Origin of the sequence: Frigoribacterium sp. Leaf263, from assembly GCF_001422285.1 — a bacterium.
Taxonomy (GTDB): Bacteria; Actinomycetota; Actinomycetes; order Actinomycetales; family Microbacteriaceae; genus Frigoribacterium.
The window spans coordinates 572,004-595,415 of the sequence record NZ_LMMO01000004.1 but is presented as its reverse complement, the minus strand read 5'-3'; the positions used below and the strand labels follow the sequence as shown (position 1 = coordinate 595,415).

The window sequence follows — 23,412 nt, the reverse complement described above, 5'->3', positions numbered from 1 at the left end:
GTGTCAGCCGGCGGGATCCCGTCGGCGACACGAGCAGGAGACATCATGACGAACGACCGCACACCCGACGACGACCGCTTCGACGCCCGCTTCGATCGCCCCGCCGGTTCTGGCGCCGGCGGTTCCGGTTCCGCCGGTTCCGGTGCCGGCGGTTCCGGTGCCGGTTCCGCCGCCGGCGCCGGCGGTTCCGCCGACCGGACTCCGGCCGACGACCAGGCGACCCGCGAGCTGCCGATGACCGCCGCGGGGGCCGGCGACGCCCGAGCCGCAGCCGCTGACGCTCCCTCCTCCGCATCCGCCGCGACGACCGCCCGTCGCCGGCCGACCAGGAGACTGCTGATGGGCGTCGGCATCGCCGCCGGACTCGCCCTCGTCGGCACGAGCACCGCCGTCGCGGTCTCGAACGCCGACCGCCCGGCGAGCGCCTCGACCTCCGACTCGGCGGAGGGCGGCACCGGCGGAGCGACGGGGTCCGACGGGTCGAGCGGGTCGGACGGGTCGGAGCCGACGACGGGCGAGACCGGACCGGCCGACGGCGTGATGCCGACCGCCCCGGCGGCGCCCGGCTCCGAGTCCGGCGCACCCGAGTCCCCCGACGCCGACGGCACCGCTCCGACGCCCGGCGACTGCGGCCCGGCGGCCGACGGCGGTCCCGGCGCCGGAGGCCCGCTCACCGAGGGCGGCCCGGCGAAGGGCGGCCCGGCAGAAGGCGGCGCGACTGAAGGCGGCCCGGCAGCGGACGGCCCGGCAGCGGACGGCCCGGCGAAGGGCGGCCCGGCGGAGGCGCCGGCACCCCCTCGCGCCGAGGGCCCGGCCGAGGGCGACGACGACGCGACCCGTTCGGCTCCGCCCACGGGTGAGCCGACCGCACCGACCGAGACGCCCTCCGCCGACTCCGAGACCGGTTCGGGCTCCTGACCCTGGTGAGGGCCCGTCGCTCACCAGGCGGCGAGTCCGTCGCGCGCAGCGTCGGTCGGCCGCTCAGCCCCGAGCGCGCGGCGCATCCTCCGCGTCCGGGTCGGGGACGGGAGGCGCGGGTCAGCCCTGCGCGCCCGTCACGACCGCGGTGCGCCGCGACCAGGTGTCGTCGCCGAGCTGGGCCAGCATGAAGCGCGCGACGTCGGCGCGGGCGACCTTCGTCGAGGCGCCGGCGGGCAGCCGCTCGGCGACGACGAGGTCGCCGGTCGCGGGGCCGTCGGTGAGACGGGTGGGGTAGACGAGGGTCCAGTCGAGGTCGCTCGCGCGGACCTCGGCGTCGGCCACCTCCTTGGCGGCGTAGACGCGGCCGAGGACGCTGTGGAAGAACATCTTCTGCATGGCCCCGGCGTCCCGCTCGCTGTCGCCGACGCCGAAGGCCGAGCACACGATCAGCCGGCCGACCCCGGCCTCGGCGAGCGCGGGCAGCAGCACCCGACCGACCTCGAGCTCGACCGGCATCCGGAAGTTGCGCGAGCCCACCGCGTTGAGCACCACGTCGCGTCCTGCGACGGCCTCGGCCATGTGCGAGGGCGTCGTGGCGTCGCCGACCACCACGTCGACCTCGTCGCTCGTCTCGAGAGCGGTGGCGTCGCGCACGAGCACCCGCACGTCGTGACCTGCGGCGACGGAGGCGCGGAGGAGGTGGGAGCCGACGCCCCCGGTGGCGCCGAGCAGCAGGACCTTCACGAGGGCTCCTAGGGTCTGGAGGGGCGGTTCCGGTCGTCGAGACCAGAAGGACGATCCAACTCCCCCCGCCTGCCAGCTCCCCCCGGCCCCGCCGCCAACGGACAGCGGCGGGGCCGGCGACTAGGCCCGGGACACGCGCAGCGTGACGATCTCGAAGGGTCGCAGCGTCAGCTCGATCGGGGTCCCGGCGCCCCACCGGCCGGACTCGGCCGTGCCCTCGCCGAGAGCGCGTTCGATGAGGTCGGTCCGCCAGGCGTCGCCCAGCCCGCTGGCGGCGTCGAGCGTCACGGTGGTCGTCGAGCGACCACCGCGGGCCTCGTAGAGCCGCACGATCAGGTCGCCCGAGCGGTCCTCGGCGAGCTTGACCGCCTCGACCAGCACGGCGGGCGACGACGACGTGACGATCGGCGCCACGTGCACCCCGGCGACCCCGGGCACCCGGCGCACGGGCAGGTTCAGCCGGTAGCCGGCCGTCGCGGCGTCGAGGACGTCGGGGGCGACGCGCACCGACGAGCGGAGCACGTGCCGCCCCTGGTCGGCGTGCGGGTCGGGGAACGTCGGCGCCCGCAGGAGCGACTGCCGCACGAGGGTGGTCGTGCCGCCGTCGCCGCCCTCGTCGGCCGTGCGCGTGGTGCGGGTGATGTCGTGCCCGTACGTGGCGTCGTTCGCGATGGCGACGCCGAAGCCGGGCTCGGCCACGTGCACCCAGCGGTGGGCGACCGTCTCGAAGCGCGCGAAGTCCCACGAGGTGTTGACGTGCGTCGGCCGCTGCACGTGACCGAACTGCACCTCGCTGGCCGCCCGGTCGGCGTGCACGTCGAGCGGGAACGCGAGCTTCAGCAGCTTCTGGCGCTCGTGCCAGTCGATGTCGCTCTCGACGTGCAGCTCGGCCTCGCCGTCGTCGAGCCACCAGCGCTGCACGATCGTCGAGTCGCCGAACCGTCGGGTGACGACGAGGGCTCCCCCGTCGGCGACGACGGACTCCGCCTCGACGAGATCGGTGCGGACGTTGCGGTAGGCGGCGTCGACGTCCCAGGCGTCCCACTGGTTCGGGGTGTCGCGGAACAGCTGGAGCAGACCGAGACGCGAGCCGGGAGCGACCAGATCGCGACCGCTGGCGGCGTCGACCAGCGAGGCGACCAGCCCGTCGCGATCGAACTCCGCCCGCACGCGGCCGTTGTCGAGCACCCAGCCGTCGCCCGAGGCGACCGGGGCGATCGTCCCGACTCCCGCCTCCTGGGCCGTGCCCTCGGTCGTGCCCGCGAGCGCGGACACGCCCGCCGCGGTCACCGGCCCGGCGTTGAAGGTCACCGTCGTCGACCCGTCCGCCTCGGCGGAGGCCCCACCGGCACCGGCACCCGCGAGCGCCCGCTGAGCCGCGCCGATGATCGCCTCGAGCTCGGCGGCCACGCGGGCGTACTGGCGCTCGGCCTCGTGATGCACCCAGGCGATCGACGAGCCCGGCAGGATGTCGTGGAACTGCTGCAGCAGGACGACGTGCCAGATCTGCTCGAGCGCGTCGTAGGGGTAGTCGACGAGCCCGCGGGCGGCGGCGGTGGCGCTCCACAGCTCGGCCTCGCGCAGCAGGTGCTCGCTGCGGCGGTTGCCCTGCTTCGTGCGAGCCTGCGATGTGTAGGTGCCGCGGTGGAATTCGAGGTACATCTCGCCCGACCAGACGGCGGGGTCGGTCAGCTCCGCACGGGCCTCGGCGAAGAACGAGGCCGGGGTCCCGACGCGGACGCGGGGCGAACCCTCGAGGTCCCGGGCCCGGTGGGCCGCCGCCGTCATCTCGCGGGTCGGGCCGCCGCCGCCGTCGCCCCAGCCGAAGGGGACGATCGAGACGTTGGAGAAGCCCTTCTCGGCGTACCTGCGCTCGGCGTGGGCGAGCTCGGCCGGCGAGAGGTCGGAGTTGTACGTGTCGACCGGGGGGAAGTGCGTGAAGACGCGGCTGCCGTCGATCCCCTCCCAGAGGAACGTGTGGTGCGGCATGCGGTTGGTCTCGTTCCAGGACTCCTTCTGCGTGAAGAACGAGCTGGCCCCGGCCGCTCGGGCGATCTGAGGCATCGCCCCGGTGTAGCCGAACGAGTCGGGCAGCCACACCTCGTCGTTGTCGATGCCGAACTCCCGGAGGAAGAACCCCTTGCCCGCGACGAACTGCCGGGCGAGGGCCTCGCCGCCGGGCATGTTCGTGTCGGACTCGACCCACATGCCCCCGACGGGCACGAACCGCCCCTCGGCGACCTTCTCGCGCACCCGCGCGTAGAGCTCGGGGTAGCGCTCCTTCAGCCAGGCGTACTGCTGCGCGCTCGACGCGGCGAAGACGAACTCGGGGTCGTCGTCCATCAGGGCGACGACGTTCGAGAAGGTGCGGGCGACCTTCCGCTGGGTCTCGCGGACGGGCCACAGCCAGGCCGAGTCGATGTGGGCGTGTCCGGTGGCGACGACCCGGTGCGCGCTGGCAGCGGCGGGCGAGGCCAGCACCGGGGCGAGCGCCTCGCGCCCGGCGCCGGCCGACCCGGCGACGTCGTCGTGGTCGACGACGTCGCACAGACGGTCGAGCGCGCGGAGGATCTCGTGGCGGCGGGGCGAGCCGAGGTCGAGGGTCCGCATGAGCCCGAGCAGGGTCCACACGTCGCGATCGAGTTCGGCGACGACGTCGTCGCGTTCGGTCAGATCGACCCGCCGCAGGGCGTAGATCGGCTGGTCGCCCGCCGTCGCCGGGTCGCCGAGCGGGGTCACGCCGTGGAAGTCGTCGCCGCCGATGTCGGGGTTCGACGCCGCCTCGATGTACAGATCGATGGGGCTGCCCGCGGTGATGCCCGAGCCGACCGAGGCGAGCGGCACGTAGCCGTTGTACGGCTCGATCGCCTTGACGATGGTGCCGTCGGGCCGCCAGACCAGCCCCTCGGCCTGGAACCCCGGCTGACGGATGCTGAACCCGAGGTCGACGACCAGCTCGATCGAGGTCGACGGGTCGTCGCCGAACCCCTCGGGCACGGTGCCCGTGACGTGGAACCAGGTCGTGCCCCAGGGGCGGCTCCACGCCTGACCGGCGGTGAACGGCGAGAAGGTCTGCCCCACGGCGTCGGCGAACGGGACCGGCTCGCCCGGGGCCTCCCACGCGGTGAGGGTCAGCGGCACCGCGCGGCGGTAGACCGCCGGGACGATGCGGTCGCGGACGAATCGGTCGATGCGTGCCTCGACGAGGGCGGTGTTGTCGTGCATGGGGATCAGTCTCCTGACGGGCGCGCCGCGGCGCGCGATGGGGCGGTCGTCCTGTGGATCGAGAGGAAGCGGGGCGGGGTGGGGAGGAGGCGCGTCATCCCTTGACGGCGCCGGCCAGAGCGTTCGAGCCGCCGAGCGTCCGCGAGACGAGCACATAGAGCGCGATCACGGGCACCGAGTAGACGAGCGAGAAGGCGGCGAGCTGGCCGTAGGCGACCGACCCGTACTGGCCGAAGAAGTTGAAGATGCTCACGGCGGCGGGCTGCTTGTCGGGGCTGAGGAGGAGCACGAACGGCACGAAGAAGTTCCCCCAGGCCTGGATGAACACGAAGATGAACACCACCGCGATGCCGGGCCGCATGAGCGGCACGACGATGCGGGTGAGGGTCGAGAACATCGACGCGCCGTCGGTCCAGGCGGCCTCCTCGAGCGAGATCGGCACGCTGTCCATGAAGTTCTTCGCCATCCAGATCGCCATCGGCAGGCTCGTCGCGGCCAGGAAGAACACCGTGCCGCCGACCGAGTCGATCAGGTTGAGCGAGACGAACAGGCTGTAGACGGGCACCATCATCGCCGTGATGGGCAGCCCGGTGCCGAACAGGATGCCGTAGAGGAACGGCTTGTTGATCCGCATGCGGTACCGCGAGAGCGGATAGGCGGCGAGGATCGCGACGACGACCGTCACGAGCGCGCAGCCGCCCGAGACGATGAGGCTGTTCATCAGGGGGATGAACGAGATCTCCGGGGTCAGCACCGCGGTGAAGTTGTCGAGCGTGAACTCCGTCGGCACCTTCGCCGACAGGGTCGCCGACGGGTCGAACGAGGCCAGCAGCAGCCAGACGAGGGGGACGGCGAAGCAGATCGCGATGACGATCAGCACGACGTTCGAGACGGCCTTCATGCTGCGGCCGCTGGGTGAGGTCATGGCCATGGTCAGTCGACCTCCGGTTTCAGGGCCCTGATGTAGATGATCGAGAAGACGGCGCCGACGAGCAGCATGATGGTCGCGATGGCGGTGCCGAAGCCGAGCTGCGAGAACTGGAAGGCCTCCTGGTACGCGAGGATCGGCAGCGTCGTGCTGTTGGTGCCGGGGCCGCCGCCCGTCATCACGTAGATGAGGGTGAAGACCGACAGGGTCTGCAGCGTCGTCAGCATGAGGTTCGTCGAGATGCTGCGGCGGATGACCGGCAGCGTGATGAAGACGAGCCGCTGCCAGCCGGTGGCCCCGTCGACCTCGGCGGACTCCGTGATCTCGGGCGGCACCTCCTGGACGGCCGCCGAGTAGACGAGCATCGAGAACGCGGCGCCGCGCCAGACGTTGGCGAGGATCACCGACAGCATCGGCAGCTCGTACAGCCAGTTCGCCCCGGTCACGCCGAACCACGACAGCACCGTGTTCAGGGTGCCCGAGTCGTTGAAGAACGCGTACGCGGCGAAGGCGGCGACGATCTCGGGCAGCACCCACGCGGCGATCACGAACGTGCCGACGACCGAGCGGACGACCCGGTGGCCGTTCCGCATGAGCAGGGCCAGGCCGAGCCCGACGAGGTTCTGCCCTATGACGGCCGAGAAGAAGACGAAGGCGAGTGTCAGCAGCACCGACTTCGGGAAGTCGGGGTCGACGAAGAGGTCGGTGTAGTTCTGGAACCCGACGAACTGCGCGCCGCCGGCGGCGTAGCCGGTGAGCGACGCGTCGGTGAACGAGCCGTAGAGGCTCGAGATGACGGGCCCGAGCAGGAAGAGCGCGAGCAGCACCATCGCCGGCACGAGCGGCAGGGTGCGGGCGCCGGTGCGGAGGGCGCGCGCCTTGGCGGCTCCGGCCCGACGACCGGGCTTCTCGCCCTTCGGTCCCGGCCCGGGGGCCCCCGGCCGGTCGCCTCCGCGACCGACCGGGGTGGGGGCGATGGTCGCCATGCGGCTAGTCCGTCGCCTTCTGCGTCTCGTCCTCGCCGACGATCCCGACCAGCTGCTCGTCGAACGCGGCCGCCGCCTCCTCGGGGCTCTGCTGTCCCGTCATGACGGCCTCCATGGCCACGGTGATCTCGTTCGAGATGCGGCTGTAGTCGGTCGTCGCGGGGCGGAAGTGCGTCACGGGCACGATCGACGAGAAGAACTCGAAGGTCGGGTTGCTGCTGACGTACTCGGGGTCCTCGGCGACGTCGCTCCGCACGGCGATCTGGCTGGCGGCGATGTCGTAGCTCTGCGAGCCCTCCTTGTCGAGGGCGTCGGCGATGAACTCGAACGCCTTGTCGGGGTTCTTCGTGTTGGCGCCGACCGCGAGGGTCCAGCCGCCCGACATGCTCGTCGCGCCGGGCTCGTCGCCGTCCTGGGTGGGCATGGGCGCCTGACCCATCACGTCGTTCCACTCGGGCCACGGGTTGGTGCCCGTCTCGAGCCACGTGCCGCTCAACCACGATCCGTCGAGGTCGATGGCGAGCTTGCCCTGGGGCAGCCATTCGCCGGCGACGATGGTGCCGATGTTGGTGTCCAGCGCCTCCTCGGGCTTCGGGCCGACGCCGCCCTGGTAGACGTCCTCGATGAAGCCGAGCGAGTCGACGAAGCCCTGCGAGTCGGTCAGCCATTTGCCCGACTCGTCGTCGTAGAGGGTGCCGGTCGGCGTGCCGTAGAGCAGCATCTCGAAGCCCTGCATCGTGGCGCCCTCGCCCTGCGGCTTGCCCGAGTAGACGTTGATCGGGACGACGTCCGGCAGCTTCTCCTTGACGGTGTCGGCGGCGTCGAGGACGTCCTGCCAGGTCTTGGGCTCCCACGGCACGGGCAGCCCGGCCTGGGCGAAGAGGTCCTTGTTGTACCAGAGGGCCCGCGTGTCGGTGCCCATGGGGATCCCGTAGGTCTTGCCGTCCTCGCCGACGCCGGCCTGCTTGGCGTTGTCGTAGAACATGTCCCAGTCGTCCCACGACTCGGTGTACTCGTCGAGGGGCAGCAGGTAGCCGGCGGCCGCGTCGCTCTTGACCTTGAAGGTGTCCTCGTACATGACGTCGGGGGCGGTGGCGGCCGACCGGTTCATCAGGGCGAGCTTCGTGAAGTAGTCGTCGTTCTGCGCCGCGATCGGCACGAACTCGACCTTCATGCCGGGGTTGGCCTCTTCGAAGGTCTTCGCCGTCTCCTTCATGTGGGCGTCCATCTGGGTGAACGTCCCGAACTTCTGGTACGCGACCTTGATGGTGTCGGAGTCGCCGCTGCCGGCGCCTCCTCCTGCGCAGCCCGAGGCCATCAGCGCTGTGGCGACCGCTGCTGCGGCGACGGCCAGTGCGCGACGGCGCCCTCTGGCCGAGGTGAACGTGCGTGACATGGTGCTCCTTTGCTCCATCCGCGACGACGCCGGGCAACTCCGTCCGGCCGCGATGCAATTACTACATCGTATGGAGTAACTCGTGTCAAGAGCGGATCAGGTGACGATTCCGTCACGGGCCAGACCGAGGAGGCGCGGGTCGGCACCCGAAGGAGGCGCGCCTCCCGCAGTCGCCGACCCGCGCCTCCCGCCCCTCGTCCGACCGGATCGGGCCCTGATCAGGCCGTGATCAGGAGGGCCGCGGGCCGCGGAGAGAACGTCTGGTCGAGCACGAGGCAGGCCGCGCCGACGGCCGCCACGTCGACGCCGATCGACGACTCGACGAGGTTCACGGGGTGCTTGGCGATGAGGGCCGGGTCGTCGCGCAGCGCCGCCGGCAGCACATCGAGCACGTGCCGCGACAACGGCGCCCAGAACGGTCCGCCGAACACGATCTCGTCGAGGTCGAGCAGGTTGACCACCGTGACGAGCGCCCGGGCGAGGTGCCGACCGGCGCCGTGCAGCACGCCGAGCGCCCCCGGGTCGCCGGCGTCGGCCTTCGCGACGAGCGCGCGGAACGCCTCGTCGATGCGTCGCATGTCGACCGCGTCGCCGCTCGTCGCGGCCTCGACCAGCGCCTCCTCCGAGACGTCGCCCCGCGTCAGCACGCCGGAGGCCTCGGCCTCGCGCACGAGCCCGTGCGGGGTGATGAGCTCGCCGACGCAGCCGATCCGACCGCAGGTGCAGCGATGACCCTGGTGGTCGACCATCACGTGGCCGGTGTCGCCCGCGTTGGCGCTCGCACCCCGCAGCACGTCGCGTCCGAGCACGAGCCCGGTGCCGTAGCCGGTGCCGTAGTACACGAAGGCGAAGTCGCTCCGCCCGCCGCTCGCCCCGTCGCTCAGCCACAGCTCGGCGACGGCGCAGGCGGTGACGTCCTTCTCGAGCAGCACGGGCAGGCCCGTCGCCTCGCTGAGAGCGCGGCGCAGCGGAACGTGCCGCCAGAGCGGCATCATCGGCGGATCGAGCACGAGACCGGGGCCGATGTCGACGGGGCCGGGCGACGCGATGCCCACCCCGAGCAGCAGCTCGCGGTCGACCCCGCTGTCGACGATGAGGCGGTCGATGGCGCGCGCCATCAGGGCCACCACCTCGTCGGGCTCGGACGCCGACGGGGTCAGCTCGCGGGAGTCCACCACGATGGCGCCCTCGAGGTCGAGCAGCACGAAGGTCAGCACCGCCGGGTCGATGTGGACGCCGACGGCGAACCGGCCCCGCGCCTCCAGCTGCAGCATCGTCCGGGGCTTGCCGGGGCCGCTGATCACGGTGCCGCTCTCGCGGATCAGCCCGGCGTCGATCAGGCGACGCGACACCCCGGTCACGGCCTGCGGGCTGAGCCCCGTGCGTGCCGCGATCTCGGTGCGGCTCAGCCCCGCCGACTCGCGGCGGACCGCGTCGAGCACCACGGATCGGTTGAAGCCGCCGATCGCCGGAAGGTTCGTCCCTCGGTTCATTCTCGTCATCATCCACGACCGCGGGGCTCTCCGCCCGCCGGGGCCCGTGCGCGTCGGCCTCTGCACAAGCCCCCCGGCGATGCTGGTGCCGTGAGCGCCACCGCCATTAGCCTGAGGGCATGTCGGATCTGCGCCTCGAAGAACTGTCCGCCGCCACCGTGGTCGCGGCCAACAACCTGACGCTCAAGCCGGGCCAAGAGCAGTACGTCGCCCCGGTGTCGCACTCGATCGCCGAGGCGTACGTCAACCCGACGACCGCCTGGCCGCGCGTGGTGGTCGACGCCGAGGGCGCCGTCGTCGGCTTCATCATGGGCAACTTCGACGCCTCCGCCGACGACGAGGCGCTGCGCAGCTGCATCTGGCGCATCAACGTCGAGGCCGACGCGCAGGGGCGCGGCGTCGGCCGGTTCGCCGTCCACTCGCTGGCCGAGGAGGCGCGCAGCCGGGGCTTCGATCGGCTGACGGTCATGTACGAGCCCGGCGCCGACGGGCCAGCCGACTTCTTCGCCCACATCGGCTTCGAGGTCGTCGGCGAGACGCCGTACGGCGAGCACTTCGCGGCGCTGACCCTGGTGCCCGGGTCGGGGACGGGGTCCGGGACGGGGTCGGGGTCGGGGTCGGGGTCGGCGGCGGACGGGTCGTCCGATCACGTCGCCTGAGGCTTCGGTCGAGCCGGCCGAGCCGGGCGAGCCGGCCGAACCGGGCGAGCCGGCCGGACCGGGCGAGCCGGCCGAGCCGGCGCGCGACGGGTCCGACTTCGTCTCCCGGGTCGTCGAGGTCGTCGAGTCGATCCCCGCGGGGCGCGTCATGACCTACGGCTCGGTCGCGGCGACCCTCGGTTCGCGCGCGTCGAGGGCCGTCGGCCAGGTGATGGCGTACGCGGGCTCCGAGCTGCCGTGGTGGCGGGTGATCCGCGCCTCGGGGCACGCCCCGCGGGATCACGAGAGCCGGGCGCTCGAGAACTACCGGGCGGAGGGCACACCGCTGCTGTGGTCTCGGGCCGGCACGTTCCGCGTGGATCTCGAGCGCGCCTCCTGGGAGCCCTGACCCGCACGATCACCCTGACGGATGAGACGGTCTCCCCCGCAGGCTGATCCGCCCGGCGTCTCGAGGCGCTTGGCTCGGAGCATGCCCTCCCTCACCCGCCTCGTCGCCGCGGCCGCCCTCGTCGCGACGCTCTCGACCGGTCTCGCCGCCTGCTCGCTCGCCGACCTCGGGTCGCCGCAGAGGAGCTTCGAGTTCGACAGCTACGGCGAGGCCCCGAAGTCGGGCACGCGGTCGTTCGTCCTCGCGGGCTGGGTGCCGTCGGACGCCACCTCGATCCGCGCGGTCGCCCTGCGAGACGACCCCCAGGAGGCGGTGCTCGCCTTCCGCACGGCCGCTCCCCTCGCCGAGGCGGCCGGTTGCGCGCCTGCCGACCCGCTCGAGTCGGCACCGCCCATCGCCCCCGACTGGTGGCCGTCCGACCTGCCGACGGCCGGGGTCGTCTGCGGTGACTGGTCGGCCGTGACGACCGACGACGGCGAGGTGTACGCGTGGCGGGACGCCGCGCCGACGCGGACCGCCGGCGCGGAGTGAGGCTCCGCGGTCAGCGAGGTGAGCGCGGTCAGCGCGTCCAGTCGTAGGGGGTCGTCGTCGAGACCCGGACGAGCCCCGACCGCTCGAGGATGGGCCGCGAATCGTCGGTCGAGTCGCTGTGGACGAGCGTCTTGCCCTGGGCGAGCGCCGAGCGGGCGCGAGCCGCGGTCAGTGCGCGGTAGATGCCTCGGTGCCGGTGCGCCTCGAGGGTGGCGCCGCCCCAGATCCCGACGAAGTCCGTGCTGGGCACCGGCTCGAGACGCCCGCCGCTCACCATCTCGCCGTCGACCTCGGCGACCCAGAGCTCCATGCCGTCGGCCCGTGCGAGCCGTGAGACGAGGGCGTCGGCCTGTCGCGCGTCGACGGACTCGCCGAAGGCCTCGTCGACCATCGCGCTCATCGCACGGACGTCGGGCTCGGTCTCGACCCGTCGCAGGGTGACGCCCTCGGGGGTGTCACCCGCCTCCGCCAGGGCGGAGAGCGGGCCGATCATGATCGACTCGGGCTCGCCCGCTTCGAAGCCGTTCGCGATGAGGGCCTCGTGCAGCCCCGGCGCGTGGTCGTGTCCGCGCGTCTTCCACTCGACGCGATCGATCGAGGCGTCGGCCGAGAAGTGCTCGATCGCGCTCGCCACCAGGCCTCGCACGGCGTCGCCGTCGGCGCCGCCGAGGTCCCGGTACGTGACGAAGCCGCGACCGCCGGCGAAGGTCACGAGACGCAGGGGGCCCTCGAGGGTGACCGCGATGGCGCTCGGGGTCTCGGCGTCGGTCCGGAGCTGCTCGTCGTAGGCCTGCAGGTACCGCTGTGCGTCAGTCATCGGGGACACGCTAACGGAGTGGAGGCCCGCCGCGTCAGACGAGCGAGTCCCGCCAGGCCGCGTGCAGCTGCGCGAAGCGCCCCGTTCCCGAGATGAGGTCGGCGGGGCTGCCGTCTTCGACGACCCGTCCGTACTCCATCACCAGCACCCGGTCGGCGATCGCGACGGTCGACAGCCGGTGCGCGATGATCAGCGCCGTGCGGTCGGCGAGCAGGGTCTGCAGCGCCTCCTGCACCATGCGCTCCGACGGGATGTCGAGCGACGCGGTGGCCTCGTCGAGGATGAGCACGCTCGGGTCCGCGATGAACGCCCGGGCGAACGACAGCAGCTGCCGCTGACCGGCCGAGACCCGTCCACCGCGCTTGTTCACGTCGGTGTCGTACCCGTCGGGCAGCGCCATGATGAACTCGTGCGCGCCGACCGCCCGGGCGGCGCGTTCGATGTCGTCGCGGGTGGCATCCGGCTTGCCGAGCGCGATGTTGTCCGCGACGGACCCCGAGAACAGATAGGCCTCCTGGGTGACCATGACGATCGCGCGTCGGAGGTCCTTCGGGTGCAGATCGCGGAGGTCGACCCCGTCGAGCGTGATGCGGCCGCGCGTCGGGTCGTAGAAGCGCGAGATGAGCTTCGCGAGCGTCGACTTGCCGGCGCCGGTCGAGCCGACCAGGGCGATGGTCTGACCGGCGGGCACCGTCAGATCGAACTCGGGCAGCACGACGGTGTCGGCGTTGTAGGCGAACTCGACGTCGTCGAACTCCACCCGGCCGGTGGCGTGCCAGAGGTCGACCGGATGCGCCGGGTCGGGCACGCTCGGCTGCTCTTCGAGCACGCCCGAGATCTTCTCGAGCGCGGCCGACGCCGACTGGTAGCCGTTGTAGAACATGGCCATCTCCTCGGCGGGGTCGAAGAACCGCTTGGCGTACAGGGCGACCGCGAGCAGCGCCCCGATCGCCAGGGTGCCGTCGATGACCCGGAACCCGCCGAACAGGACGACCGCGGCGAGCGTCGCGTTGCCGATCAGCACGAGCCCGGGGTCGAAGGTGCCGAACAGGGTGAACACCTTCGAGTTGGCCTGGCGGTAGTCCTCGACGTAGCCGCCGTACTCCTTCTCGTTGCGCCCCTCCTTGCGGAACGCCTGAACGGCGCGCATGCCGGTCATGGTCTCGACGAAGTGCACGATCACCCGCGCGCTCGTGACGCGCGTCGCGCGGAAGAGCTTCTGCGAGCGCACCTGGAACCATCGGGTCAGAGCGACCAACGGCACGAGCGCGACGGCCAGCACGAGACCGCTCCGGGGGTCGAGGGCGACGAGCGCGATCGCCGTGAAGAGCATGTAGAGCAGCCCCGACACGAGCTGGTTGATGCCCGAGTCGAGCAGTTCGCGGATGGAGTCGAGGTCGCTCGTCTGCCTCGAGATGATCCGACCCGACGTGTACGTCTCGTGGAATTCGAGGCTCAGCCGCTGCGTGTGGAGGAACAGCCGCTTGCGGAGATCGATCAGGATCGCCTGGCTGATCCGCGCCGAGAGCACCGTGTACTGCGCCATGAGCACGGCGCCGATGACCCCGGTCACGAGGTACACCACGACGACGAGGATCGCCGGCGCCCAGTCCTGCCGGTCCATCAGGGCGGGCAGAGCCCGGTCGATGCCGAACGCGATGAGTGCGGGGCCGGCGACCTGGGCGCCGACGCTGATGACGACGATGACGCCCATGAGCGCGAGTCGCCAGCGCAGCGGGTGCACCAGTGAGCCGAGGAGGCGCAGCGAGCGCCCCCGGAGCCGCCTGCTCTCGTCGCGGGTGAAGTCGTCGCGCTCCTCGCCGCGGACGCCCTCGGTGCTCGAGCCGCGCCCGACGCGCTTCTCGGCGGGGGTCCTGCCGTCGAGCGCCTCGCGCCCGGCGTCGTCGCGGTCACGGTCGCGGTCGTCGCGGTCGCGGTCGTCCGTCCTCTGGTCGCTCATGCGAGCACCTCGTCTCGGGTGGTGGTGTCGTCGTCGAGCGACGAGATGACGTAGCGGTAGTGCTCGTTGACGGCGAGCAGATCGGAGTGCGTGCCGACGGCGGTGACGACCCCGTTCTCGAGCAGGGCGACCCGGTCGGCGAGCGTGACGGTCGACGGGCGGTGCGCCACGATCAGCGACGTCGTCGAGACGAGCACGCGGCGGAGCCCCGCCTCTACCCGGGCCTCCGTGTCGACGTCGAGGGCCGAGAGGGGGTCGTCGAGCACCAGCACGGCCGGCCGGGCCGCGATGGCTCTGGCCAGGGCGAGGCGCTGACGCTGACCGCCCGAGAGGCTGAGCCCCTCTTCGCCCACGCGGGTGTCGACGCCGTGCGGCAGCCTCTCGACGAAGTCGGACTGCGAGATCTCGAGCGCCTCGCGCAGCACGCGGTCGGCCTCCTCGGGGTCGTCGGCGAGGTCGGGGCGACCCAGCAGCACGTTGTCGCGCACGGTGGCGCTGAAGAGCGTGGCGTCCTCGAAGGCCATGCCGACGTGTCGCCGCAGCTCCTCGCGGGTGAGATCGCGCAGGTCGACGCCGTCGAGCAGCACCTGCCCGTCGGTGACGTCGTAGAGCCGCGGCACGAGGGCGAGCAGCGTCGTCTTCCCCGAGCCGGTCAGACCGACCAGGGCCATGGTCTCACCGGGTTCGAGCACGAGGTCGACGCCGTCGACGAGGTCGGCGAACTGGGCGGGCGAGTCCTGGTACCTGAAGTGCGCGTTGCGGAACTCGAGTCGCCCGCGGGGCTCGGCGATCGTGCGCGGCTCGGCGGGGTCGGTGACCGTGTTCGTGCTGTCCATCACCTCGAAGAAGCGATCGGCGGCCGTCCGGGTGTCGAAGGTCATCGACAGCAGGAACCCGATCGACTCGACGGGCCACCGGAGCACGGTCGCCGTCGCGAAGAACGCGAAGAGCTGGCCGACGGTGAGCTGCCCGTCGGCGGCGAGCCAGATGCCGCCCAGCAGACAGAGGGCGAACGCCACGTCGGGCACGAGCAGCAGCCACAGCCACAGCTTCGAGACGGCCCGCGCCTTCTCGATCTCGGTGCCGCGCAGATCCTCCGCCTGCTTCTCGAACTCGCGCAGCGAGTGCTTGCCGCGACCGAAGGCCTTGAGCACGCGGATGCCGTGCACGCTCTCCTCCACGCTCGTCGCGAGGTCGCCGACCTGATCCTGGCTGCGACGAGCGACGAGCGAGTACCGCTTCTCGAAGGCGAGGCTGACCACGAAGACGGGGATCGACGCGACCACGAAGAGCAGCCCGAGCACCCAGCTGTAGAAGAAGAGCACGACGAAGCCGACCACGATGGTCAGCAGGTTGACGACGAGCAGCACCAGCCCGAACGCCAGCCACCGGCGGATGAGACTCAGATCGCTCACCGAGCGACTGAGCAGCTGGCCGCTCTGCCACCGGTCGTGGAACGCCACCGGGAGGTCTTGCAGCTTGGCGTAGAGCGCGTTGCGCATGGACGCCTCGACGTGCGTGCTCGGCGTGAGCACCAGGCGCCGCCGGGCCGCGATCATGAACGCCTCGACGACGCCGAGGCCGAGCACGACCGCGAACGCCGGCCAGACCTGCGAGCGGTCGCCGCTCGACAGGGGCCCGTCGACGAGCAGCTGGAGCACGACGGGGATGAGCAGCGCCACGACCGCGGCGAGCAGGGCCGCGACCATGCCGAGCACGATGCGCGGAACGGCCGGGCGGGCGTAGGGGTAGAGGCGCATGAGCGCACGCAGCGTCGACGGCTTGCGGTCGCCGCCGGGCGATGACGGGGTGGAGGTGGACTGTGCTGGCATGACTGATCCAAGTGTCGTGATCTGGCAGGGGGCCGCGCGGGCGCGGTCGCTCCCCTGGGGAGTGTCTCGTGGTGCCGGCGGCCTGTGGAGGCCGCGTCCGGCGGGCGTCGTCAGGCGCCCGGTCGGCTTCGTCGTGCGCTGCGGTGCGTCAGGCCGCCGCAGCCGGTTCGGAGTCGACGACCGTCAGGGCCGAGGAGGCGCGGGCTGAGAGGACACGGTCGTCGCGTCCGACCGTCGTGGTCGCTGTCATCGTCATGATGTCCCCCAGGAGGTCGGCGTCGACGGCCGTCTCCGACCGACTGCAAGCAGCCTTACAGGATAGGTGCGCGAACACCCCCACCGCAAGACCGATCAGTTCGGATCGCGGTGGGGGTGTCGAGGTCGGACCCGCCTCGGAGCGGGGCGGGCTCAGTGGAAGAAGTGACGCTCACCCGTGAAGTACATGGTCACGCCGGCGGCCGCTGCGGCCGCGATGACCTCGTCGTCGCGGATCGAGCCGCCGGGCTGCACGACGGCCGCGACGCCGGCGTCGAGCAGCACCTGCAGGCCGTCCGAGAAGGGGAAGAAGGCGTCCGAGGCGGCGACCGATCCGGCCGCACGCTCGCCGGCGCGGTCCACCGCGAGGTGGCACGAGTCGACGCGGTTGACCTGGCCCATGCCGACGCCGACCGACGCGCCTCCCGAGGCGAGGAGGATCGCGTTCGACTTGACGGCCCGCGAGGCCTTCCAGGCGAACTCGAGGTCGGCGCGGGTGGCGGCGTCGGCCTCGTCGCCGGCGACGAGGGTCCAGCCCTCCGACGAGAACCCGGTGAAGACGTCGGCGTCCTGCACGAGCAGACCACCCGAGATCTGCTTGACCTCGCGGCCGTCGCGCGCGTAGTCGGCGGGGAGCGTCAGCAGGCGGATGTTCTTCTTGGCGCTGAGGATCTCGACGGCCTCGGGGTCGAAGCCCGGAGCGATCACCACCTCGGTGAAGATGTCGCGCACCGTCTCGGCCATCGCGCGCGTGACCGGCCGGTTGGCGGCGATGACCCCGCCGAAGGCCGAGACGGGGTCGCACTCGTGGGCGCGACGGTGCGCGTCGGCGATGGGGTCGATCGCGTCGGCGGAGGCGACGGCGATGCCGCAGGGGTTGGCGTGCTTGATGATCGCGACGGCGGGCTCGTCGAAGTCGTAGGCGGCGCGCAGGGCGGCGTCGGCGTCGACGTAGTTGTTGTACGACATCTCCTTGCCGTGCAGCTGCTGAGCCTGGGCGATGCCGTGCGCACCCGGGGTCGCGTAGATCGCGGCGGCCTGGTGCGAGTTCTCGCCGTAGCGGAGGGTGTGCTGCAGCTCGGCCGAGACGGTGACCGCGGGGGCGAAGTCGACCCGCGCCTCCTCGGCCGGCGCTGCCGACCCGGTGCCGACGTTGGCGGCGAAGTACGCCGCGACCGCCGTGTCGTACGACGCGGTGTGGGCGAACGCCTCACCGGCGAGGCGCTGGCGCTGGGCGAGGGTCGTGCCTCCGGTGCCGAGCGCGTCGACGACCTGGGCGTAGTTCGACGGCGACACGACGATCGCCACGTTGGCGTGGTTCTTCGCCGCGGCACGCACCATGGCCGGGCCGCCGATGTCGACGTTCTCGATGACCGTCGGCGCGTCGGCGCCCGAGGCGACCGTCGCGACGAACGGGTAGAGGTTGACGACGACGAGCTCGAAGGCCGCGATGTCGAGCTCGGCGAGCTGCGCCTCGTGCGACTCGAGCCGCAGATCGGCGAGGATCCCCGCGTGCACGGCCGGGTGCAGCGTCTTCACGCGCCCGTCGAGCGACTCGGGGAACCCGGTCACCGCGCTGACGTCGGTGACCTCGTGACCGGCGTCGCGGATGGTCGACGCCGTCGACCCGGTGGAGACGATCTCGACCCCGGCCGCGGCGAGCGCCCCCGCCAGGTCGAGCAGCCCCGTCTTGTCGCTGACGCTGATCAGCGCCCGGCGGACGGGCACGGTGTCGCGGTCGCGGTAGAGGGTGGGGTCGATGGCGTGGCCGCTCATGCGGTGGACTCCTGTTCGAGGTCGATCGTTCCGTTGGCGATGTCGAGCACGGTCTGCACGAGCAGTTCGCGCTCGACGAGCTTGATGCGGTCGTGCAGCGACGACTCGTCGTCGCCGGGCAGCACGGGGATGCGGCGCTGGGCCAGGATCGGGCCGCTGTCGACGCCGTTGTCGACGACGATGACGCTGGCGCCGGTCTGCTCGACGCCGGCGGCGATGGCGTCGCGGACGCCGTGGGCCCCGGGGAACTCCGGCAGGTAGGCGGGGTGGGTGTTGATCAGCTGGGGGGCGAGGGCCTCGACCACGCGCGGCGGCACGAGACGCATGAAGCCGCTGAGCACGACCAGATCGGGCTCCCACTGCCGCACCTGCGCCAGCAGCTCGTCACCCCAGGCCCCGCGGTCGGCGAAGCTCGAGAACGGCACCGAGAACGTGGGGACGCCGAAGTGCTCGGCGTGCTGGAACCCGTCGGCGTCGCGGTCGGCTCCGACGGCGACGACCCGCGCGGGGTACTCGGCGTCGTGTGCGGCTTCGAGCAGTGCCCGGAGGTTCGATCCGCCACCGGAGATGAGCACCACGAGCTTCAGCACGCGGCAAGCCTAGCGTGGCGCCTCGGGTCGCTCGCGGTGCCGCCGGGCGCCGTCACGTCAGCGGGTGAGTCCGTCGAGACGGTCCGTCACGTCGGGGTCGTCGTCGGGGTCGTGAGCGGGGTCTTCATCGGGGTCTCGGCCGTCGCCGCGGCCGTCGTCGCGGCCGTCGTCGCCATCTCGGCCGACGGCGGACGGCGACGATTCTCGACCCGTCGCGCCGCCGCCTGCCGCTGCGCCGCCCTCGCCGTCTCCGATGGAGGCGGTGGCGGCGGCGTCGGCGTCGGCGTCGGCGGGGCCACCGGCCCGTTCGCCGAGGCGCGCGGCGTCACGGTCGTCGTCGCCCTCGTCACCCCGGGTCGCGGTGACGGCTCCGGCCGACGCCCACGCGCCTCCGGCGCCGTCGACCGGCGGGGTGCCGAACTCGCGCGGCAGGCGGCTCGCCGTGGTCGACGCCGAGCGATCCGACCCGGGGCGGGTCGTGCCGTCGGTGGACACCGAGGAGGCGCGGGTCGGCAGCCCCACGCCGCCCACGAACCGCGGCGGGGTGACGATCATGGCGAGGACGGCGGGCACGGCGACCTCGAGCGCGGCGATCGCGCCGACGACCCACGGGTCCGGTCCGACGTCGACGAGACGCCCCGGTCCGGCCGAGCCGGCCGACGCCCACGAGGCCAGGCCGATCGCGACACCGGCCGTGAGGCCGACCGCCACGCCGACGAGCACGCGGCGGAGGACGTCGTCGACGCCTGCCGCGGCCAGAGCCGCCTGCAGCCGTGGTCGCAGGAGGGTCGTGATGACGTACGCGGCGACGACGGGCACGAGCAGCCCGACGAAGGCGAAGGGCAGATCGGCCGTGGGCAGAGCGCCGAGGAACGGCACGGCCGGCAGCGGACCGACCGACGTGCCGAGGGGCGAGACAGCGGAGCCGGTGCCCAGAGCGAAACCCGGCCCGATCAGCCACGATGCGGCCCAGACGATGACGTTGGGCAGCAGCGCGAGCTGCCCGATCGTGAGCGCGAGGCCGCCGAGCAGACCCCCGTGCGCGCCTTCGTAGAGGGTGATGATCTGCGAGAAGTGCGTCAGCAGCAGCAGCGCCACGATGAGCGCCGCGACGGAGAGCACGACGGCGGCGGTCGCGAGGCCGGCCCGCAGACCGCCTGCCGCGACGACCCGGGCCGCGAGAGGCGCGCGGACGACGAGTCGGGTGACGAAGAGGGCCACGGGGCCGGGGTCCTCACCTCGTCGCCGCCGGGTGATCTCGGCCATGACGAGCACGGGCACGGCGTAGACGAGGGGCGGCAGCACGAGCGCCTGCCAGAGGGAGGGCGCGGCGAGAGCGTGCTGGGCGGTGGCGGCGAGACCGAGCGAGATGAGCGCGAACGTCACGATGGTCACGAGGAGGCCGGTCACCCGGTGCCGGGTCTCGGCGATGGCCCGACCGGCGCGGAGACCGAGCAGCACCGTCAGCGCCGAGAAGCCGAGGGCGGCGATGGTGATGCCGATGGGGGCGTCGGCCCCGGCGACGCCGGTCGCCTCGGCTGCCGGCCCGCTGAGCTGCAGCGTGAGATCGACGCCGTGCCCGACGAGCCAGGTGTCGACGGAGGCGCGCCAGAAGATGACCCAGTCGAGCTGGAGCCCGTATTGGAACGCCCAGAGCAGACTCATGACCGCGACCGGGAGCCCGACGCCGATGCCGACGACGAGCAGGGCTTCGAGGGCCGCGAAGGCGGCGGTGGCAGGGCGGTTCATCGTGGACGACCCTACCCGGCCCCTCGGACGCTCTCGGCGTGCCCCGCCCGTCGCCCGGACGCCGAGACGGGCGTGTCCGCCGATCGCGGGTGATGACGACTCACCCGGTCTCGACGCACACGCCCGTTCAGGAGGCGCGGGTCGGCTCTACAGGGCCGCGTACACCTCGCGCAGCAGGGCCGCGGTCTCGCTCGGCGTCTTGCCGACCTTGACTCCGGCGGCCTCGAGGGCCTCCTTCTTGGCCTGGGCCGTGCCGGCCGAGCCCGAGACGATGGCGCCGGCGTGGCCCATGGTCTTGCCCTCGGGTGCGGTGAAGCCGGCCACGTAGCCGACGACGGGCTTCGTGACGTGCGCCTTGATGTACTCGGCGGCACGCTCTTCGGCGTCGCCGCCGATCTCGCCGATCATGACGATGGCCTTGGTGTCGGGGTCGGCCTCGAACGCCTCGAGGGCGTCGATGTGCGTCGTGCCGATGACCGGGTCGCCGCCGATGCCGATGGCGGTCGAGAAGCCCAGGTCGCGCAGCTCGAACATCATCTGGTAGGTCAGGGTGCCCGACTTCGACACGAGGCCGATGGGGCCCGAGCCCGAGATCGACGCCGGCGTGATGCCGACGAGCGACTCGCCGGGCGTGATGATTCCGGGGCAGTTCGGCCCGATGATGCGCGTGACGCCGCCCTTCGACTTGGCGAGCGCCCAGAACTCGGCGGCGTCCTGCACGGGGATGCCCTCGGTGATGACGACGACGAGGGGGACGGCGGCCTCGATGGCCTCGACCACGGCGTCCTTCGCGAAGGCCGGGGGCACGAAGACGATCGAGACGTCGGCGCCGGTCTCGGCGACGGCCTCGGAGACGGTGCCGAACACGGGCAGTTCGACGTCGCCGTGGGTCACGGTGGTGCCGGCCTTGCGGGCGTTGACGCCGCCGACCACCTGGGTGCCGGCCTTCAGCATGAGCGCCGTGTGCTTGGTGCCCTCGCCGCCGGTGATGCCCTGGACGATGACCTTGCTGTCTTTGTTGAGGAAGATCGACATTGTTCTGTTCAGTCCTTACTTCGAAGCCAGCTCGGCGGCCTTGTCGGCGGCCTCGTCCATGGTCGCCACGACGGTGACGAGGGGGTGCGCCGCCTCCGCGAGGATGCGTCGGCCCTCGTCGACGTTGTTGCCGTCGAGTCGGACGACGAGGGGCTTGGTGGCGGTGTCGCCGAGGATGCCGAGCGCGGCGACGATGCCGTTCGCGACGGCGTCGCAGGCCGTGATGCCGCCGAAGACGTTGACGAAGACGCTCTTGACCTGGGCGTCGCCGAGGATGACGTCGAGTCCGGCGGCCATGACCTCGGCGCTCGCTCCGCCGCCGATGTCGAGGAAGTTCGCGGGCTTGACGCCGCCGTGCGCCTCGCCGGCGTACGCGACGACGTCGAGCGTCGACATGACGAGGCCCGCGCCGTTGCCGATGATCCCGACCTCGCCGTCGAGCTTGACGTAGTTGAGGCCGGCGGCCTTGGCCTTCGCCTCGAGGGGGTCGGCAGCGTCGGCGTCTTCGAGCTCGGCGTGACCGGGGTGACGGAAGTCGGCGTTCTCGTCGATCGAGACCTTGCCGTCGAGGGCGACGATGTCGCCCTGCTCGGTCAGGACGAGCGGGTTGACCTCGACGAGCGTGGCGTCCTCGCCCTCGTACACGGCGTAGAGCTTGACGAGCACGGGGGCGACCTTCTCGATCAGCTCGTCGGGGAACCCGCCGGCCTTCGCGATCTCGGTGGCCTTGGCCAGGTCGATGCCCGAGCGGGGGTCGACCTCGATGCGAGCGAGGGCGTCGGGCTTCTCGACGGCGAGCTGCTCGATCTCCATGCCGCCCTCGACGCTGCAGAGCGAGAGGTACGAGCGGTTGGCTCGGTCGAGCAGCACCGAGAAGTAGAACTCCTGCGCGATCTGCGCGCCGCCGGCGATCATGACGCGCTTGACGACGTGGCCCTTGATGTCGAGCCCGAGGATGTCGCGAGCGGCGGCCTCGGCGTCGTCGGGGGTCTTCGCGACCTTGACGCCGCCGGCCTTGCCACGCCCGCCGACCTTGACCTGAGCCTTGACGACGGTCACGCCACCCAGCTTCTCGGACGCGGCACGCGCCTCCTCGGGGGTGTCGGCCGTGATGCCCGGCAGCACGGGCACGCCGTACTGCTCGAACAGGTCTCTGGCCTGGTACTCGAAAAGATCCACGCTGTTCTTCCAATCCGCATCGCTGCGCCATTGCTTCGCTCGGTCGTGCCGACGTGTCGGCGGAAGCCGGTCGCCACCTGATCGAACGGTCTCGACGGCGTGGCGACGGCCCCGGTCAGCCTAGCGCCGAGCCCTGACGGGCACGTGAACCGTCCGGCGACCTGTGAGCACGCGCCCGTCCGTCGCCCCGTGGAGGAGTAGACGGGAGACCACCCACGCGAAAGGAACGGAGCCGACCATGGCGAGAGACAAGAACATCGAGACTCAGGAGCTGCTCGGCGAGATCCTCACCGCGCGGCAGGTCGATCGACTCGGCGAGGGGTTCCACGCCGACGTCGTCGATCACGACCCCGCCCCGGGCGCACCGGCCGGCGTCGAGGGCATCAAGGCCTTCTGGAGCGAGTTCTTCGCAGCGTTCCCCGACGTCGACCTCGCAGTGGAGACGCTCGTCGCCGACGACGAGCACGTCACCGCCGTCTTCACGATCTCGGGCACTCACACGGGTCCGTTCCAAGGTCATGAGCCGACGGGCAGGAGCTTCACCGTCCGCGGCATCCAGGTCGGCCGCTTCGACGACGACGGCATGCTCGTCGAGCGCTGGGGGGCAACCGACGAGGCGGGCCTGCTGCAGCAGCTCGGCCTTGCCTGATATCGCCCCACCCGCAACCCGTCACTTCTCGAGAGGATTCAACATGAGCGACACCAGCATCCCAGCCGCTTCCGGCGACCAGCCCCACGACCAGGCCGACGAGTTCGCCGAATCCGAGCAGATCGCGACCAACGACGCCGTCGCCGGCGAGACGGTCTTCCCGGGCGTCGGCGAGCACAACGACGGCCCGACCGGCGGCGCACCCCGTGAGGGGACACCCGACGGAGCCGAGAACGATCTCGCCGACGAGGAGATCGACCTCGACGAGACCGACTGAGCGCGCCTCCTGAACCACCGGA

19 protein-coding genes and 1 pseudogene are annotated in these 23,412 nt (G+C 72.0%); 6 read left to right on the top strand and 14 right to left on the bottom strand.

Annotated features, from left to right (window positions below; genetic code table 11):
• Nucleotides 1-45 precede the first annotated feature (45 nt).
• Nucleotides 46-918, top strand: a complete 873-nt coding sequence (locus tag ASF17_RS12125) for a hypothetical protein (RefSeq protein WP_055800107.1) — start codon at nt 46-48, stop codon at nt 916-918.
• A gap of 120 nt (nt 919-1,038) precedes the next feature.
• Here the strand turns inward: ASF17_RS12125 and ASF17_RS12120 are convergent, their stop codons facing one another.
• From ASF17_RS12120 to ASF17_RS12095, 6 genes are all read right to left on the bottom strand, one after another.
• Nucleotides 1,039-1,665 (bottom strand): NAD(P)-dependent oxidoreductase, encoded by a 627-nt coding sequence (locus ASF17_RS12120; protein WP_055800104.1) that lies wholly within the window; start codon nt 1,663-1,665, stop codon nt 1,039-1,041.
• A 120-nt stretch (nt 1,666-1,785) separates the two neighbouring features.
• The gene (locus ASF17_RS12115; protein WP_055800101.1) at nt 1,786-4,890 is read right to left on the bottom strand and encodes an alpha-mannosidase; all 3,105 of its coding nucleotides are present in this window, start codon (nt 4,888-4,890) and stop codon (nt 1,786-1,788) included.
• 94 nt (nt 4,891-4,984) lie between these two features.
• Complete coding sequence (locus tag ASF17_RS12110; RefSeq protein WP_055800098.1) at nt 4,985-5,821, bottom strand: carbohydrate ABC transporter permease; 837 nt, start codon at nt 5,819-5,821, stop codon at nt 4,985-4,987.
• 2 nt (nt 5,822-5,823) lie between these two features.
• Nucleotides 5,824-6,804, bottom strand: a complete 981-nt coding sequence (locus ASF17_RS12105; protein ID WP_055800094.1) for a carbohydrate ABC transporter permease — start codon at nt 6,802-6,804, stop codon at nt 5,824-5,826.
• A gap of 4 nt (nt 6,805-6,808) precedes the next feature.
• Nucleotides 6,809-8,200, bottom strand: coding sequence for an extracellular solute-binding protein (locus ASF17_RS12100; RefSeq protein ID WP_082475320.1), 1,392 nt, complete (start codon nt 8,198-8,200; stop codon nt 6,809-6,811).
• Between the two features lie 218 nt (nt 8,201-8,418).
• Complete coding sequence (locus ASF17_RS12095) at nt 8,419-9,693, bottom strand: ROK family transcriptional regulator (protein ID WP_055800089.1); 1,275 nt, start codon at nt 9,691-9,693, stop codon at nt 8,419-8,421.
• 119 nt (nt 9,694-9,812) lie between these two features.
• Between ASF17_RS12095 and ASF17_RS12090 the strand changes: the two are divergent.
• The 3 genes and pseudogenes from ASF17_RS12090 to ASF17_RS12080 form a co-directional block, all read left to right on the top strand.
• Nucleotides 9,813-10,265: pseudogene (locus ASF17_RS12090) on the top strand (GNAT family N-acetyltransferase); the annotation flags it as partial.
• Nucleotides 10,266-10,338: 73 nt separating this feature from the next.
• Complete coding sequence (locus ASF17_RS16105) at nt 10,339-10,740, top strand: MGMT family protein (protein ID WP_082475318.1); 402 nt, start codon at nt 10,339-10,341, stop codon at nt 10,738-10,740.
• 81 nt (nt 10,741-10,821) lie between these two features.
• A complete protein-coding gene (locus ASF17_RS12080; protein ID WP_055800082.1) occupies nt 10,822-11,271 on the top strand; it encodes a hypothetical protein in 450 nt (149 codons plus the stop codon).
• A gap of 28 nt (nt 11,272-11,299) precedes the next feature.
• Here ASF17_RS12080 and ASF17_RS12075 read toward each other — a convergent pair whose 3' ends face one another.
• The 8 genes from ASF17_RS12075 to sucC all read right to left on the bottom strand — a co-directional run bounded on the left by ASF17_RS12075 (nt 11,300) and on the right by sucC (nt 22,464).
• Entirely contained in the window at nt 11,300-12,088 is a 789-nt protein-coding gene (locus ASF17_RS12075) for a GNAT family N-acetyltransferase (RefSeq protein ID WP_055800080.1), read from the bottom strand.
• Between the two features lie 34 nt (nt 12,089-12,122).
• A complete protein-coding gene (locus tag ASF17_RS12070; protein WP_082475317.1) occupies nt 12,123-14,048 on the bottom strand; it encodes an ABC transporter ATP-binding protein in 1,926 nt (641 codons plus the stop codon).
• Nucleotides 14,045-15,880 (bottom strand): ABC transporter ATP-binding protein, encoded by a 1,836-nt coding sequence (locus tag ASF17_RS12065; protein ID WP_055800076.1) that lies wholly within the window; start codon nt 15,878-15,880, stop codon nt 14,045-14,047. Before ASF17_RS12065 ends, ASF17_RS12070 begins: the two co-directional genes overlap by 4 nt.
• 408 nt (nt 15,881-16,288) lie before the next feature.
• Nucleotides 16,289-17,911 carry a bifunctional phosphoribosylaminoimidazolecarboxamide formyltransferase/IMP cyclohydrolase gene (purH, locus tag ASF17_RS12055; RefSeq protein ID WP_055800069.1) on the bottom strand — a complete coding sequence of 541 codons (1,623 nt, stop codon included), beginning with the start codon at nt 17,909-17,911 and terminating at the stop codon, nt 16,289-16,291.
• A complete protein-coding gene (purN, locus tag ASF17_RS12050) occupies nt 17,908-18,501 on the bottom strand; it encodes a phosphoribosylglycinamide formyltransferase (RefSeq protein ID WP_055800064.1) in 594 nt (197 codons plus the stop codon). The genes purH and purN overlap by 4 nt, the downstream gene beginning before the upstream one ends.
• 57 nt (nt 18,502-18,558) lie before the next feature.
• Nucleotides 18,559-20,250, bottom strand: coding sequence for a cell division protein PerM (locus ASF17_RS12045; protein WP_055800061.1), 1,692 nt, complete (start codon nt 20,248-20,250; stop codon nt 18,559-18,561).
• A 147-nt stretch (nt 20,251-20,397) separates the two neighbouring features.
• Nucleotides 20,398-21,285: a succinate--CoA ligase subunit alpha gene (sucD, locus tag ASF17_RS12040; RefSeq protein WP_055800058.1), complete on the bottom strand. Its 888-nt coding sequence runs from the start codon at nt 21,283-21,285 to the stop codon at nt 20,398-20,400.
• A 15-nt stretch (nt 21,286-21,300) separates the two neighbouring features.
• The gene (sucC, locus tag ASF17_RS12035) at nt 21,301-22,464 is read right to left on the bottom strand and encodes an ADP-forming succinate--CoA ligase subunit beta (RefSeq protein ID WP_055800055.1); all 1,164 of its coding nucleotides are present in this window, start codon (nt 22,462-22,464) and stop codon (nt 21,301-21,303) included.
• A gap of 238 nt (nt 22,465-22,702) precedes the next feature.
• On the opposite strand from sucC, the gene ASF17_RS12030 reads away from it, so the two are divergent.
• Nucleotides 22,703-23,113 carry an ester cyclase gene (locus ASF17_RS12030; protein ID WP_055800052.1) on the top strand — a complete coding sequence of 137 codons (411 nt, stop codon included), beginning with the start codon at nt 22,703-22,705 and terminating at the stop codon, nt 23,111-23,113.
• Nucleotides 23,114-23,156: 43 nt separating this feature from the next.
• Nucleotides 23,157-23,390: a hypothetical protein gene (locus ASF17_RS12025; RefSeq protein WP_055800049.1), complete on the top strand. Its 234-nt coding sequence runs from the start codon at nt 23,157-23,159 to the stop codon at nt 23,388-23,390.
• The last annotated feature ends 22 nt before the right edge of the window (nt 23,391-23,412 follow it).

What these genes read in the sequence shown, in the direction of transcription:
- ASF17_RS12105 (WP_055800094.1), bottom strand. Translation starts at nt 6,804, where the DNA reads ATGGCGACCATCGCCCCCACCCCGGTCGGTCGCGGAGGCGACCGGCCG.
- ASF17_RS12115 (WP_055800101.1), bottom strand. Translation starts at nt 4,890, where the DNA reads ATGCACGACAACACCGCCCTCGTCGAGGCACGCATCGACCGATTCGTC.
- ASF17_RS12025 (WP_055800049.1), top strand. Translation starts at nt 23,157, where the DNA reads ATGAGCGACACCAGCATCCCAGCCGCTTCCGGCGACCAGCCCCACGAC.
- ASF17_RS12110 (WP_055800098.1), bottom strand. Translation starts at nt 5,821, where the DNA reads ATGGCCATGACCTCACCCAGCGGCCGCAGCATGAAGGCCGTCTCGAAC.
- ASF17_RS12080 (WP_055800082.1), top strand. Translation starts at nt 10,822, where the DNA reads ATGCCCTCCCTCACCCGCCTCGTCGCCGCGGCCGCCCTCGTCGCGACG.
- ASF17_RS12125 (WP_055800107.1), top strand. Translation starts at nt 46, where the DNA reads ATGACGAACGACCGCACACCCGACGACGACCGCTTCGACGCCCGCTTC.
- ASF17_RS12065 (WP_055800076.1), bottom strand. Translation starts at nt 15,880, where the DNA reads ATGCCAGCACAGTCCACCTCCACCCCGTCATCGCCCGGCGGCGACCGC.
- purH (WP_055800069.1), bottom strand. Translation starts at nt 17,911, where the DNA reads ATGAGCGGCCACGCCATCGACCCCACCCTCTACCGCGACCGCGACACC.
- ASF17_RS12100 (WP_082475320.1), bottom strand. Translation starts at nt 8,200, where the DNA reads ATGTCACGCACGTTCACCTCGGCCAGAGGGCGCCGTCGCGCACTGGCC.
- ASF17_RS12075 (WP_055800080.1), bottom strand. Translation starts at nt 12,088, where the DNA reads ATGACTGACGCACAGCGGTACCTGCAGGCCTACGACGAGCAGCTCCGG.
- ASF17_RS12095 (WP_055800089.1), bottom strand. Translation starts at nt 9,693, where the DNA reads ATGAACCGAGGGACGAACCTTCCGGCGATCGGCGGCTTCAACCGATCC.
- ASF17_RS12070 (WP_082475317.1), bottom strand. Translation starts at nt 14,048, where the DNA reads ATGAGCGACCAGAGGACGGACGACCGCGACCGCGACGACCGCGACCGT.
- sucD (WP_055800058.1), bottom strand. Translation starts at nt 21,285, where the DNA reads ATGTCGATCTTCCTCAACAAAGACAGCAAGGTCATCGTCCAGGGCATC.
- ASF17_RS12030 (WP_055800052.1), top strand. Translation starts at nt 22,703, where the DNA reads ATGGCGAGAGACAAGAACATCGAGACTCAGGAGCTGCTCGGCGAGATC.
- ASF17_RS12045 (WP_055800061.1), bottom strand. Translation starts at nt 20,250, where the DNA reads ATGAACCGCCCTGCCACCGCCGCCTTCGCGGCCCTCGAAGCCCTGCTC.